The organism is Mesorhizobium sp. M6A.T.Ce.TU.016.01.1.1 (assembly GCF_003997065.1).
Classification (GTDB): Bacteria; Pseudomonadota; Alphaproteobacteria; order Rhizobiales; family Rhizobiaceae; genus Mesorhizobium; species Mesorhizobium mediterraneum.
The window spans coordinates 49914-62167 of record NZ_RZTJ01000016.1 but is presented as its reverse complement, the minus strand read 5'-3'; the positions used below and the strand labels follow the sequence as shown (position 1 = coordinate 62167).

The following is a 12254-nucleotide window of genomic DNA, read 5'->3' as shown; positions in this document are numbered from 1 at the left end:
CGCGAAAGGACCAAAACGATGGCGATACGTGTGGTGATGGCCGGTGCGACCGGCTGGGTCGGCAAGGCGCTGGTTCCGGCGATCGGGGCGCAAGGCGACATGGCGCTGGCCGGGGCCGTGTCACGCAGCGGCGCGGGGCAGGATTCCGGGCTACTGGTTGGCATCCCGGCCAACGGCATCACCGTTTCCGCCTCGCTGGCCGAGGCGCTGGAGGTGCCGTCCGACGTGCTGGTCGACTACACCAAGCCGCATGTAGTGAAGGACCATGCGCTGCTGGCCATGGAGAAAGGACGGCACGTTGTGATCGGCACGTCGGGGTTGGGTGCGGCCGATTTTGCCGAGATCGATGCTGCAGCACGCGCCAATCGTGTCGGCGTTATTGCAGCCGGCAATTTTTCGATCACCGCCACGCTGATGAAGCGGTTTGCTCTAATGGCGGCGAAATATGTGCCGGATGTCGAGGTCATCGACTATGCCAGCGCCAAGAAGCCCGACGCGCCGTCCGGCACCGCGCGCGAGCTTGCGGAGGCGCTGGCCGATGTCCGCAAGGCTTCGACCGCGCGGCCGGTCTCGGAGGTCTCCGGTGTGCCTGGAACGCGCGGCGCGGCGGTCGGTGCGGGCGAGGGGGTGCAGGTGCATGCGCTTCGCCTGCCTTCCTACATCCTGTCCTGCGAGGCGTTGTTCGGCCTGCCCGACGAGCGGCTGACCATCCGTCATGACGCCGGATCGTCCGCCGCTCCTTACGTGGCCGGCACGTTGCTCGCCATCCGGCGGGTGCAGGAGGTCACCGGGCTGGTGCGCGGTCTCGATGCGTTGATGGACTGATAGACTCGGCAGGAATCGGGTGGGAAGCGCTGGCGCAGCGGCGTAATTTCCGGTCGACGATACCGGAGATTTCGCCATGACCATCCAGTTCAAAGCCTTGCCCACGGAAGATGTCAGAGCCTTGCAGCGCGGCGGGCCGGACGCCTACGGCCTGACACCAGAGCGGAAAATATCCGACGGTGACGGCGTGCCTTGCCGCCACTGCCTGAACAACGTGGCCGCCGGCGACGCCTATCTCATCCTGGCCTACCGGCCATTCCCGGAATTGCAGCCCTATGCCGAGACAGGGCCGATCTTTCTACACGCCGAGGAATGCGAGCGCGCTGCCGAAGCCGAGGCGCTTCCCGAAATGCTCGAAAGCACCGACTACATCGTCCGCGGCTACGGCAAGGACGACCGCATCGTCTATGGCAGTGGCGGCGTCATCCCGACGGGCGCTATCGCGGCGCGGGCAGAGACTTTGTTCGAGCGCGACGACATCGCCTATGTGCATGTCCGCTCGGCGCGCAACAATTGCTACCAGTGCCGGATCGAGCGCGCGTGACGATCCGGGCGGTATTCATCTGTCGTACGCCTGTCGCAATGTCGCGTTAGAAAAGCATTGTCGATCGATTTGCCGACCGCGGATGAACCGGCGGGAAGTCTCGACATCCGAGGAAGCGGGGCTTTGGCTCCGCTTTTTTGTTGCCCGCATTCTCTCGCCCAAAGAAAAAGCCCGCCGGAACGACCGACGGGCTTTGACTGTTGTCTGGACGGTTTTAGTTGAACTTGTACTTCGCACCGATACGGACGGTGTGGAACGAAGGCGTGGAGGTGAGGCTGTCATCCGGCGCCCCAATATCCGACGAAAAATCCTTCTTGGAGAACTGCGAATAGCGGTATTCGAGGCCGACGGTCACGTTGCTGGACATAGCCGTTTCCAGACCGCCACCAACTGAGAAGCCGCTGGAGTCCCAATCGAGGATATCACCGATGGGTGAGGACGCATTCAGATCGAAGTGCTGCCAGCTGTAGCCGCCGAGCACATAGGCCAGGGTTGATTCGTTGACTTTCATACCGACGCGGCCAAGCACATCGAAACCGTAATCAGTATCCAGATTAATGGATCCGCCCGGGAGCTTCAGCTCTGAAGTCATGCCGGAGTAGCGGGCATCAACCATGACGCCTGCGACCCAGCTGCCGAAGTCATGGTCGTAGCCGACGTTCAATTCGCCGAACACACCTTCGCCACCGAGCCCGTTGAACTCCAGGCCACCAAGCGGCGGAACTTCGATCTGATGCACCGACGCACCCGCGCCGGCGGCACCGCCGACGTAGAAGCCAGTCCAGTTGTAGGCAGGGGCCTCAAAAGAGGCGACACCGCCATTCTGGGCGCCAAAGCGATAGTTGGCCGCAACCTGGAACGTATGCCGCGACGTGTCCGTGTCGAGAACGCCGTCCGGTATATCGAACTCGGAAAGAATGTTCTGAGTACCGAAGCGGGTATAGCGATATTCTGACTTGATGGTCCAGTTGCTGTTGATGGCCGTTTCAACGCCAGCTCCGACAAAGTAGCCGCTCTGGTCCCAATCGAAGTCAAAACCTGCGTTCGTGTCGAGCTTGTACTTCTGCCAGGAATAGCCGCCGAGCACATAGCCCAAAGTGTTTGGCGTGAAGAGGTAGCCAACCCGCAAACCAGCGTCGAAACCATAGGTCTCGCGGATCGAAGCGTCCAATCCAGCAACATCGAGCGTGGTTTCAATGTTGCCGACATGGGCGTCCAAAAGCCCGCCGATCAGGAAGCGCGGCGACACCATGTAGTCGAAGCCGACGGTCAGTTCACCGTACACGCCTTCACCGCCAATGCCGTTCAGCGAGAAGCCAGGAAAAAAATCGCTGCTGAGCTCGTGGACATTGGCGCCGGCGCCAACACCAAAGCCGACATAGATGCCACTCCAGTTGAAGCCCGACGTCTCGACGACCGGCACAACTGCGTCGGCGGCATGAGAAACCGATCCGAACGCCAGCACCGAAACCGCGCCAAGAAGAACAGATTTTGCGAATCTTTTGCTGATCATTGCCCCTAACCCCTTTGAAACCCAGCACGTCTCTAGCAGCGGCCCATGCTGGCCGCTGTAGCAAAAAAGTCACAGGAGGAGCAGATTGCAAGCAAGCCGAGCAAAACCGGTCAGCTAATCGCAAACCGTGAAATCTGCTTGTGGAAAAACAGAGCCGCCGACGGGCGTCGGCGGCTCTGTGGGGAAGGAATCAGGGGCGGGTTCAGGCGGCGAGAACGGCCTTCGGCTCGACCAGATCGTAGCCGAGTGCTTCGGCCACCGCGCGGTTGGTGATCTTGCCCTTGTGGACATTCAGGCCGTTGCGCAAATGATGATCGTCGACCAGCGCCTTCAGGCCCTTGTCGGCGAGCTGCAGGCCATAATGCAGAGTCGCGTTGTTGAGCGCATGGGCCGAGGTGACCGGCACCGCGCCCGGCATGTTGGCGACGCAATAGTGAATGACGCCGTCGACCTCATAGGTCGGCTCGGCATGGGTTGTGGCGTGCGAGGTCTCGAAGCAGCCGCCCTGGTCGATGGCGACGTCGACCAGCACGGAACCTTTCTTCATGCCCGATAGCATTTCGCGCGAAACGAGTTTCGGCGCGGCGGCACCCGGGATCAGCACGGCCCCGACGACGATGTCAGCCGAAAAACATTCCTCTTCCAGCGCCTCGACGGTCGAGTAGCGAGTGTGGACGCGGCCGCCGAAGATATCGTCGAGCTGGCGCAGGCGCGGGATCGAACGGTCGATGATGGTGACGTCGGCGCCAAGCCCTGCCGCCATCCGGGCGGCATGCAGGCCGACGACGCCGCCGCCGAGCACAGTGACCTTGCCGGGCAGCACGCCGGGCACGCCGCCGAGCAGCACGCCGCGGCCGCCATTGGCCTTCTGCAGCGCGGTAGCGCCGGCCTGGATCGACAGGCGGCCGGCAACTTCCGACATCGGCGCCAGCAGCGGCAGGCCGCCGCGGTCGTCGGTGACGGTCTCGTAGGCGATGGCCGTCACGCCCGAGGCCAGCAGGCCCTTGGTCTGCTCCGGATCTGGAGCGAGATGGAGATAGGTGTAGAGTATCTGGCCGTCACGGAGCTGAGCCCATTCATTGGGCTGAGGTTCTTTGACCTTGACGATCATGTCGGACTTGGCGAACACGTCGGCGGCCGTCTTGGCGATGGTGGCGCCGGCGGCGCGATAGGCGTTGTCGTCGGCGCCGATGCCGGCGCCGGCACCGGTCTCGACCAGCACTTCGTGGCCATGCGCGACATATTCGCGGACCGAGCCCGGCGTCAGGCCGACGCGGTATTCGTGGTTCTTGATTTCCCGGGGGCAGCCGACGCGCATCTTCTTCTCCTCCTGATTCAGCCCTTTGGGGCATGTTCCCTGTCCAGAGATAGTGAACCACGAATCGTCCCGTAGGTGTTTGCGAATGCGCTTGCGCAAGAGGGTGTGGTTCGATAATCGTTGCGCAAAATAGATGCATTGTCGCAGGAATCCCGAAAAATGCCGCTCGACAGGATCGATATCGCCATACTCGAGACATTGCAGAAGGATGGGCGGATACCCAACGCGGCGCTTGCCGAGAAGGTCGGCCTGTCGCAGTCGGCCTGCTCGCGGCGGCTGGACAATCTGGAGAAATCCGGAACCATCCGCGGCTATCACGCCCGGCTTTCCAATGCCGCTCTTGGCCACCAGATGACGGCGATCGTGCATATATCGCTATCGGGGCAATTCGAGAAAACACTGTCGGATTTCGAGGCGGCGATAAAGCGCTGCCCGAATGTTCTGTCCTGCCACCTCATGTCGGGCGAATACGATTATATCCTGCGCATCGCGGCGAAGGACCTCGTCGACTATGAGCGCATCCACAAGGAGTGGCTGTCGGCGATGCCGCATGTGACGAAGATCAATTCGTCCTTCGCCTTGCGCGAAATCGTCGACCGAACGGCCGTGGGGATGAAGCCGGAGATGGCTTAGGCCTCGAAGGCCTCTGTCACCACCCGGTCCATCGGTACGTCATGCGGTTGCGGGTAGATGGTGGCGATGCGCTGCAACTCATAACCGACACCGATGACCAGCGGCTTGAACGGCATCGTCGCCAGCGTCCGGTCGAAGAAACCGCCGCCATAGCCCAGCCGATACTGTCCCGGATCGATGCCGACAATCGGCGAAATGACGATGTCGGGCAGCACCGGATCGCCTTCAGCCGGGATCGGGATATTCCAGACACCCTTCTCCAGCCGGTCGCCCGGTGCAAAGGCGCGAAAGATAAGCGGCCGGCCTTTCTCGATGACAACAGGCAGTGCGGTACGGCCACCGCGCTCATTGATGGACGCCATCCATGGCCGCAGATCCGGCTCGCCGCGGAACGGCCAATAGAGGCTGACCATGCGGCCGGCGATGGCACCGATCACCGCGTCGAGGCTTTCGCCAATGCGCTGCGACATTGCCGTGCGCACGTCAGCCGAGACAGCGAGGCGGGCTGCAATCAGCCGCTCGCGCTCGGCCTTGCGCCATCGTTTGACGTCGGTCCAGTCGGATAGGGGCGCCCGGAATTCCGGGTCGAGCTCGTGCATGAAGCAAGGCGGCGAAGAATAGTGCGCCGGACCGTCGTCATGATCGCTATCCAAGTTCCACTCCCGTCGTCTGTTTCGATGAAATTATACCCGCCGGCAGGATGGGGGCATGTACGTTCGCGACATCTTAGGGCGGGCAGTCGGCAAAGTTGGATGTTGTTGCAGTGCACAAAACTATCTACATCAGCCTTGGCGAAATTGCTCTCCGGAGTGAATGAGATGAATGAATCCAGCCATCACGTCGTTGTCGTCGGGGCAGGCTTTGGGGGGCTCGAATTCACCCGCGCGCTTGACGGTGCGCCGGTGCGCATCACCATGATCGACAAGCGCAACCACCATCTCTTCCAGCCGCTGCTCTACCAGGTGGCGACCACGGCGCTGGCGACCTCGGAAGTCGCCTGGCCGATCCGCCATCTCCTGCGCAAGCGCAAGGACGTGACGACGCTGCTCGCCACCGTCAGCGGTGTCGACCGCGCCGGCAAACGCGTGCTGCTCGATGATGGCAATGCGGTCGCCTACGACACGTTGCTGCTAGCCACCGGCGCCCGCCACGCCTATTTCGGCCATGACGAATGGGAGCCTTTCGCACCGGGGTTGAAGACGCTGGAGGACGCCACCACCATTCGACGGCGCATTCTGCTCGCCTTCGAGCAGGCCGAGCGGGAAACCGATCCCACCAAGCGCCAGGCGCTGCTTACGCTGGCGATCGTCGGTGGCGGGCCGACCGGCGTGGAACTGGCCGGCACTATTGTCGAACTGGCGCACGACACGCTGCGCGGCGAGTTCCGCAACATCGACACGCGGCAGACGCGCGTGGTGCTAATCGAGGCCGGCGACCGCGTCCTTCCCAATTTCGCCCCGGAACTCTCCGATTACGCCAGCAAGGCGCTCGAGCGGCTCGGCGTGACGGTCGAACTCGGCCGGCCCGTCACGCGCTGCGATGCCGAGGGCGTGGTTTTCGGTGATACGCACCTGCCGGCCAGGACGATCCTGTGGGCAGCCGGGGTCGCCGCTTCGCCGGCCGCCGAATGGCTGGGGGCGGCGGCGGACCGGGCTGGCAGGGTGCTCGTTGAGCCCGACCTGACCGTGCCGGGCAGCCCGGAGATTTTCATCGTCGGTGACGCTGCACATGTCCTGCGGCCGGATGGCCGCATGGTGCCCGGCGTCGCACCTGCCGCCAAACAGCAAGGCCGGCATGTCGCCGCGACGATCAAGGCCCGGCTTGCCGGCGACGCAACCCCGCGGCCGTTCCACTACAAGCATGACGGCGATCTGGCCACGATCGGCAAGCGCGCCGCCGCGATCGATTTCGGCTGGATCAAGCTTACCGGCCGGCCGGCCTGGTGGCTGTGGGGCCTCGCGCACATCTACTTCCTGATCGGCTTCCGTAACCGGCTTGCGGTTTCACTGAGCTGGCTATGGATCTACGTGACAGGTCAGCGCAGCGCGCGGCTAATCACCCAAGGCGACGACGACAGGAACTGACGTCTCCGCCCGCGCGCATTCATCGGCACGTCATCTGTTCCTGATGGACTCGACCGGATTCGGCGCGAAGCTTTGCTTCGGGCAGGGCTTGGCACGCCGTTGAAGGCAGGCATGTTGCCGAAGCCTGACATGCCGTCGAACAGGAGAAAACAAAGCAATGCTCGAACTGCTTCAACCCGTCTCCCGTCGCGCGTTCCTTGCCAGCGCCGCCGCCACCGGAGCGCTGATCATGCTTCACCCGTTCTCCGCTCGCGCTCAGGGGAATCAGGCGCATCTCAGGATCATGGAGACGACCGACATCCATGTGAATGTCCTGCCTTACGATTACTACGCCGACAAAGAGAACGACACGATGGGACTATCACGCACCGCTTCGCTGATCGATGCGGTGCGCAAGGAAGCCACCAATGCGATGCTGATCGACAATGGCGACCTTCTGCAGGGCAACCCGATGGGCGACTATATTGCCTACGAGCGGGGGATGAAGGATGGCGACCTGCATCCGGTCATGAAGGGCATGAACCTGCTCGGCTATGAATGCTCGACGCTCGGCAACCACGAATTCAATTACGGCCTGCCGTTCATGGACAAGGTGCTGGCGGGCGCCAATTTTCCGTTCGTCTGCGCCAACCTGATCCGCGGCACCGAACTCGCTGCGAACCCGCGGGACGACAAGCTCTATCTCAAGCCTTACGTCATCCTCGACAAGAAGATCAGGGACGGGTCCGGCGCCGAGCAGCCTCTCAGGATCGGCGTCATCGGCTTCGTGCCGCCGCAGATCATGGTCTGGGACCTGAAGAATCTCGAGGGCAACGTCAAGACGCGCGACATTGTCGAGGCGGCCAAGGCGTGGGTGCCGCAGATGAAGGAGGAGGGCGCCGACATCATTATTGCGCTCTCACATTCCGGCATCGACGTGAAGCAGGGCGACATGATGGAAAACGCCTCGTTCTTCGTCGCTGGCGTCGAGGGCATCGACGCAGTGTTCACCGGCCACCAGCATCTCGTCTTTCCCGGCAAGAAGGACTTTCAGGCGCTCGAGGCCGTCGATACTGAAAAGGGCACGCTGCAGGGCAAGCCTGCCGTCATGGGCGGCTTCTGGGGCTCGCATATGGGTCTGATCGACTTGTTGCTGGAGCGCGACGGGTCGAAATGGCGGGTCGTCTCGGCGACCTCCGAGGCACGGCCGATCTACGAGCGGGTCGAGAAGGCGAACAAGCCGACGGTCGCTGACGACCAGCGCATCGTCGATGCGCTGAAAGAAGATCACGAGGCGACGCTTGCCTATGTGCGCCGGCCGGTCGGGAAAACCTCGGCGCCGCTCTATTCCTATTTCGCGCTGGTCGCCGACGATCCGTCGGTGCAGATCGTCAGCCAGGCGCAGGCCTGGTATCTCAGGGATATCCTCAAAAATGCGCAGTGGAAGGACGTGCCGCTGCTGTCAGCGGCGGCGCCCTTCAAGGCCGGCGGGCGCAACGGCGCCGACTACTATACCGACGTTCCCGTGGGCGACATCGCCATCAAGAACGTCGCTGATCTCTATCTCTATCCGAACACTGTCCGCGCCGTCGAAATCACCGGGGCTGAAGTGAAGGATTGGCTGGAAATGTCGGCCGGTATCTTCAACCAGATCGAGCCCGGTAAGCCCGACCAGCCGCTCATCAACACCGATTTCCCATCCTACAATTTCGACGTGATCGACGGCGTCACCTACCGGATCGATCTGTCGCGGCCGCCGAAATATGATTCCAAGGGCGGGCTGGTGAACGCCGGATCGAGCCGCATCGTCAACTTGATGTTCGACGGAAAACCAATTGATCCCCAACGAAAATTCGTCGTCGCCACCAACAACTACCGCGCCGGCGGTGGCGGCAATTTCCCGGAGATCGACGCCTCGAAGATCATCTACGAGGCGCCGGATACCAACCGCGACGTGATCGTGCGCTACCTCATCAGCCAAGGCACGATCAACCCGTCGGCGGACGCCAACTGGTCGTTTGCGCCAATGCCTGGAACCAGCGTGGTGTTCGAGACCGGCGCCAAGGCGAAGGATTTTATTGCGCAGGTGAAGTCGCTGAAGATCGAACCGGCAGGCGAAGGCGAAGCAGGGTTTGCCAAGTACCGCATCACTCTCTGAAGACAAAGCTTTTGCGCGCTAACTCAAACCCACGCCTACAGCGGCGTAGGGTTTGGAGCTTCAAGCTGGCGGTGCGAAACGCCGCTTGATCACGGGCATGACCAGATCCAGCGCGTCCGTGGAAATGCCGCCGGAATAGCCGTCCGGCAACTGGTCGATCAGTTCGGGCTCGTCGAGCCCTTGCGAAAAGCCGCCGCCGGCATAGGGGCCGAGCAGGTAGACACGGGTGTCGACGGCATCCATGCGATCCAGAAAACGGTCGGGCCAGCCCCACAGCCATTGGGCGACATTGATCGGGATGAGCAGGGTCCCCTGCCGGCACGCCTCCGGAACGTAGCCGCTCCAGCCGAGCGCCGCATAGCGCAGGATGCATCGGGTCAGCGATGCACGGCTCAGCGTATGCATGTCTGGCAGCGCCGTCTTGACCGCCGCGATCGGCCTGTCGCCGCCATACACAGTCAAGCCGGCGCGCTCGGTTGGCTTCAGCGTGGCGAGCCAGGAGGCCAACGTCTCGCCTTCCTTGGGGTCGTTGCTTTTGATGTTGATGTTGAAACGGCGGTTCGGGAAGTGCTGCAGCACCTCGTCCAGCGACGGCATCATGCCGATCCCCTTGCCGCGAAACGGAAAGGTCTTGCCGCCATCAGCCGTATAGCCATAGCCGACATCGAGCGCCTTCAACTCGGACATGGCATGGGCGCGCGTTTCTCCCTTGCCTTCAGTGCGGCAATCCAGCGTCCAGTCGTGGAAGACGGCGAACTTGCCGTCCGTGGTCGGGTGAACGTCGAGTTCGAGCGCGTCCGCGCCAAACGCGAAGGCGGCTTCCATCGAGGGGATCGTGTTTTCAAGGAAAGGATGGCGTGGCGGCAGCATGCGTTCGGCCGTGCAGGTGTCGGGACCAAGGTCCTTGCGGTCGAAATCCTGGGCAAGGCCGCGATGGGCAAGCACGGTCGGGGTGCCGGCCGGACGGTTCGACAGCAGCGAGCTGTTGTTGAGCCAGATGCCGCCCGCAGCGACAAGAAGAGCGACGAGGAAGATCGTCCGTTTGCGCATGATGTGATTCCGATTCTTGCAGCCGCATCATGCGTCGGGATCGGACTTTTTCACGGCAGCCAGATTATTGCATGGCTGCAAAATCAGCGATGATGATGTCCCGAACTGACCTAAGCCTTGTAGACCACCTGGCGGACATCGATGTAGCTGGCGCGGAAGCCGGCCTCGCAATAATGCAGGTAAAACTCCCAGAGCTTCTTGAAGCGGTCGTCGAAACCAAGCGGCACGATCTTTTCCCATGACGCCCAGAAGCGATGGCGCCATTCGGCGAGCGTGCGGGCATAGTCGTCCGGGAAAATGCGCTCGCGCAGATGAGCGAGGCCATGATCTTTGCCGAGCGTTTTGAGGATCGACGGCGTCGGCAACATGCCGCCCGGGAAGACGTAACGCTGTATGAAATCCGGTCGGGCGCGATAGCTGTCGTAGGCTTTCTCGTTGATGGTGATGATCTGCAGGCCGGCGGTGCCGCCAGGCCGCAGGCAATCCTTCATCTTGCCGAAAAACACCGGCCAGTATTTTTCGCCGACCGCCTCGAACATCTCGATCGAGGCGATGCGGTCGTAGGATCCGGTTTCGTCGCGGTAGTCTTGCAGCTTGATGTCGACCTTCTCGGCAAGTCCAGCTTTCTGGATGCGCGCTCTGGCGAAATCATGCTGCTCGCGGCTGATGGTCAACCCGGTGACGCGGCAGCCGATCTCGCGCGCGGCGAATTCGGCAAAGCCGCCCCAGCCGCAACCGATTTCCAGCACGTGGTCTTTCGCGCCGATGCCCGTGTCCTTGGCCAGCGCGCGATATTTGGCGGCTTGCGCGCTTTCCAGATCGTTGGCGCCAGCCGCATAGAGCGCCGACGAATAGGTCATGCTTGGATCCAGCCATTCCTTGTAGAAGGCATTGCCGAGATCGTAGTGCGCCGAAATGTTGCGCTTCGAGCCGGTACGGGTGTTTTGGTTGAACCAGTGGCGGACACGCTGGACGGCGTTGATGAGCCAGCTGGCGCCGCCGGCGATGCGCTCTCCGATTTCCGAATTGACCACGAACAGTTCCAGGAAACTGGTTACATCGGGACTGTCCCAATCGCCGTCGATGTAGGATTCGGCGATGCCGATGGTGCCACCGGTGAAGGCGCGGCCGGGCAAACGCCAGTTCTTGAGCACCAGTTCGGCGTCCGGACCCGGCGCCTTGCCGCCGACGAGGACGGCGCGGCCGTCCGGCATCCTCACCTTGAGCGAGCCACGCGGCAGGTTCATCGCCGCCGACAATACCATGCGCGCCTTGGCCGGCAGGCCCTTGACGGTTTCGGCGAAATTGAGTTCGTCCAGCCTGACCGCGTCGCCCCACGCAACGCCGGTGTCTTCCTTGTGAGCCATATCACGCCCCCCGAACTTCTGCGGAGCCGGCGCAACAATGGCCAGTTTCCACACTCGCAGTTCATTCGCCAGGGCGCGAACGCCGCTTCCTGATGAATCCCCGCAGCAATCTTTCATCTCATCAAAGGGAACTTCAAGAGGCAAGGGGCAAGCGAACACGGATCAATGGACAGATTTTGGGGGAGGGCGCTGATCAACGCCGGAATCACTATGGTTGCAACCACCCAGATGCAGTAGTTGTAGCCATGCGTTACGTTATCGTCATCTGCTCCGCCACGTTCTTCCTGATCTGGGACGGAATCTACAATCAGGGCCGCTATCTCGACACCACGGTCAGGGAGATAACGCGCATCGTGCGCTACATCACCAGCCTGGTGTAGGTTTCTTTCCCGCTCAACGCGTTGTCGCCGCGACATCGTTGCCGGTTGACGCGACCGTTTTGCCCACACAAAACACGCTTGCACATCGATCGAGGAGGCTGGGTTGATCCGGCATATCGTTTTCTTCAGCGCGCGGCACAAAGAGGATGTCGAGGCCGTACGCACGGGCTTGCTGGCGCTGGGCAATATCCCACATTCCCGTCTTTTCGAGGTGGCGCTCAACACCAAGGTCGACCCGCTTTCGGACGAAATCGACGTGGTCGTTTATGCTGAATTCGAGGATGAGGCCGCTCTGGCCGCCTACAAGGCGCATCCGCTCTATGGCGAGACGACCAGCCAGGTCAAACCGCTGCGTGAACTGCGATATTCGGCGGATGTTGTGGCGGCGTCCTGAAAAGAAATC

At 62.0% G+C, this 12254-nt stretch carries 12 protein-coding genes; 7 read left to right on the top strand and 5 right to left on the bottom strand.

All coding sequences use genetic code 11. From position 1 onward, the window contains the following. Nucleotides 1-18 precede the first annotated feature (18 nt). Both dapB and EOC94_RS24450 read left to right on the top strand, forming a co-directional pair. A complete protein-coding gene (gene dapB / locus EOC94_RS24455; protein ID WP_127206120.1) occupies nucleotides 19-825 on the top strand; it encodes a 4-hydroxy-tetrahydrodipicolinate reductase in 807 nt (268 codons plus the stop codon). Between the two features lie 76 nt (nucleotides 826-901). Then, a complete protein-coding gene (locus EOC94_RS24450; protein ID WP_127206121.1) occupies nucleotides 902-1369 on the top strand; it encodes a DUF1203 domain-containing protein in 468 nt (155 codons plus the stop codon). 214 nt (nucleotides 1370-1583) lie between these two features. Here the strand turns inward: EOC94_RS24450 and EOC94_RS24445 are convergent, their stop codons facing one another. Both EOC94_RS24445 and ald read right to left on the bottom strand, forming a co-directional pair. Further along, nucleotides 1584-2882: an outer membrane beta-barrel protein gene (locus EOC94_RS24445; protein WP_127294041.1), complete on the bottom strand. Its 1299-nt coding sequence runs from the start codon at nucleotides 2880-2882 to the stop codon at nucleotides 1584-1586. 202 nt (nucleotides 2883-3084) lie between these two features. Continuing rightward, nucleotides 3085-4200 carry an alanine dehydrogenase gene (gene ald / locus EOC94_RS24440; protein WP_126106674.1) on the bottom strand — a complete coding sequence of 372 codons (1116 nt, stop codon included), beginning with the start codon at nucleotides 4198-4200 and terminating at the stop codon, nucleotides 3085-3087. Between the two features lie 159 nt (nucleotides 4201-4359). Here ald and EOC94_RS24435 point away from each other — a divergent pair, with 159 nt between their 5' ends. Continuing rightward, nucleotides 4360-4833 carry an Lrp/AsnC family transcriptional regulator gene (locus tag EOC94_RS24435; protein ID WP_095488596.1) on the top strand — a complete coding sequence of 158 codons (474 nt, stop codon included), beginning with the start codon at nucleotides 4360-4362 and terminating at the stop codon, nucleotides 4831-4833. On the opposite strand, the gene EOC94_RS24430 is transcribed toward EOC94_RS24435, so the two are convergent. Continuing rightward, complete coding sequence (locus EOC94_RS24430; protein WP_127294039.1) at nucleotides 4830-5486, bottom strand: 5-formyltetrahydrofolate cyclo-ligase; 657 nt, start codon at nucleotides 5484-5486, stop codon at nucleotides 4830-4832. The genes EOC94_RS24435 and EOC94_RS24430 overlap by 4 nt on opposite strands. 165 nt (nucleotides 5487-5651) lie before the next feature. On the opposite strand from EOC94_RS24430, the gene EOC94_RS24425 reads away from it, so the two are divergent. Beyond that, a complete protein-coding gene (locus tag EOC94_RS24425) occupies nucleotides 5652-6917 on the top strand; it encodes an NAD(P)/FAD-dependent oxidoreductase (protein ID WP_095488598.1) in 1266 nt (421 codons plus the stop codon). Between the two features lie 157 nt (nucleotides 6918-7074). Beyond that, complete coding sequence (locus tag EOC94_RS24420) at nucleotides 7075-9054, top strand: bifunctional 2',3'-cyclic-nucleotide 2'-phosphodiesterase/3'-nucleotidase (RefSeq protein WP_127294037.1); 1980 nt, start codon at nucleotides 7075-7077, stop codon at nucleotides 9052-9054. Nucleotides 9055-9114: 60 nt separating this feature from the next. On the opposite strand, the gene EOC94_RS24415 is transcribed toward EOC94_RS24420, so the two are convergent. Together EOC94_RS24415 and EOC94_RS24410 are read right to left on the bottom strand one after the other, a co-directional pair. Beyond that, on the bottom strand, nucleotides 9115-10104 hold the full coding sequence (locus EOC94_RS24415) for a glycerophosphodiester phosphodiesterase family protein (protein WP_127294035.1): 990 nt from the start codon (nucleotides 10102-10104) through the stop codon (nucleotides 9115-9117). 110 nt (nucleotides 10105-10214) lie between these two features. Then, nucleotides 10215-11471 (bottom strand): cyclopropane-fatty-acyl-phospholipid synthase family protein, encoded by a 1257-nt coding sequence (locus EOC94_RS24410; protein WP_127294033.1) that lies wholly within the window; start codon nucleotides 11469-11471, stop codon nucleotides 10215-10217. Nucleotides 11472-11716: 245 nt separating this feature from the next. On the opposite strand from EOC94_RS24410, the gene EOC94_RS35125 reads away from it, so the two are divergent. Both EOC94_RS35125 and EOC94_RS24405 read left to right on the top strand, forming a co-directional pair. Next, nucleotides 11717-11851 carry a hypothetical protein gene (locus EOC94_RS35125; protein ID WP_280953394.1) on the top strand — a complete coding sequence of 45 codons (135 nt, stop codon included), beginning with the start codon at nucleotides 11717-11719 and terminating at the stop codon, nucleotides 11849-11851. A gap of 103 nt (nucleotides 11852-11954) precedes the next feature. After that, a complete protein-coding gene (locus EOC94_RS24405; RefSeq protein WP_127205575.1) occupies nucleotides 11955-12245 on the top strand; it encodes a Dabb family protein in 291 nt (96 codons plus the stop codon). The last annotated feature ends 9 nt before the right edge of the window (nucleotides 12246-12254 follow it).

Excerpts from the sequence above, each read along its gene's own strand:
- dapB (WP_127206120.1), top strand. The coding sequence starts at position 19 with ATGGCGATACGTGTGGTGATGGCCGGTGCGACCGGCTGGGTCGGCAAG.
- EOC94_RS24450 (WP_127206121.1), top strand. The coding sequence starts at position 902 with ATGACCATCCAGTTCAAAGCCTTGCCCACGGAAGATGTCAGAGCCTTG.
- EOC94_RS24445 (WP_127294041.1), bottom strand. The coding sequence starts at position 2,882 with ATGATCAGCAAAAGATTCGCAAAATCTGTTCTTCTTGGCGCGGTTTCG.
- ald (WP_126106674.1), bottom strand. The coding sequence starts at position 4,200 with ATGCGCGTCGGCTGCCCCCGGGAAATCAAGAACCACGAATACCGCGTC.
- EOC94_RS24435 (WP_095488596.1), top strand. The coding sequence starts at position 4,360 with ATGCCGCTCGACAGGATCGATATCGCCATACTCGAGACATTGCAGAAG.
- EOC94_RS24425 (WP_095488598.1), top strand. The coding sequence starts at position 5,652 with ATGAATGAATCCAGCCATCACGTCGTTGTCGTCGGGGCAGGCTTTGGG.
- EOC94_RS24420 (WP_127294037.1), top strand. The coding sequence starts at position 7,075 with ATGCTCGAACTGCTTCAACCCGTCTCCCGTCGCGCGTTCCTTGCCAGC.
- EOC94_RS24415 (WP_127294035.1), bottom strand. The coding sequence starts at position 10,104 with ATGCGCAAACGGACGATCTTCCTCGTCGCTCTTCTTGTCGCTGCGGGC.
- EOC94_RS24410 (WP_127294033.1), bottom strand. The coding sequence starts at position 11,471 with ATGGCTCACAAGGAAGACACCGGCGTTGCGTGGGGCGACGCGGTCAGG.
- EOC94_RS35125 (WP_280953394.1), top strand. The coding sequence starts at position 11,717 with ATGCGTTACGTTATCGTCATCTGCTCCGCCACGTTCTTCCTGATCTGG.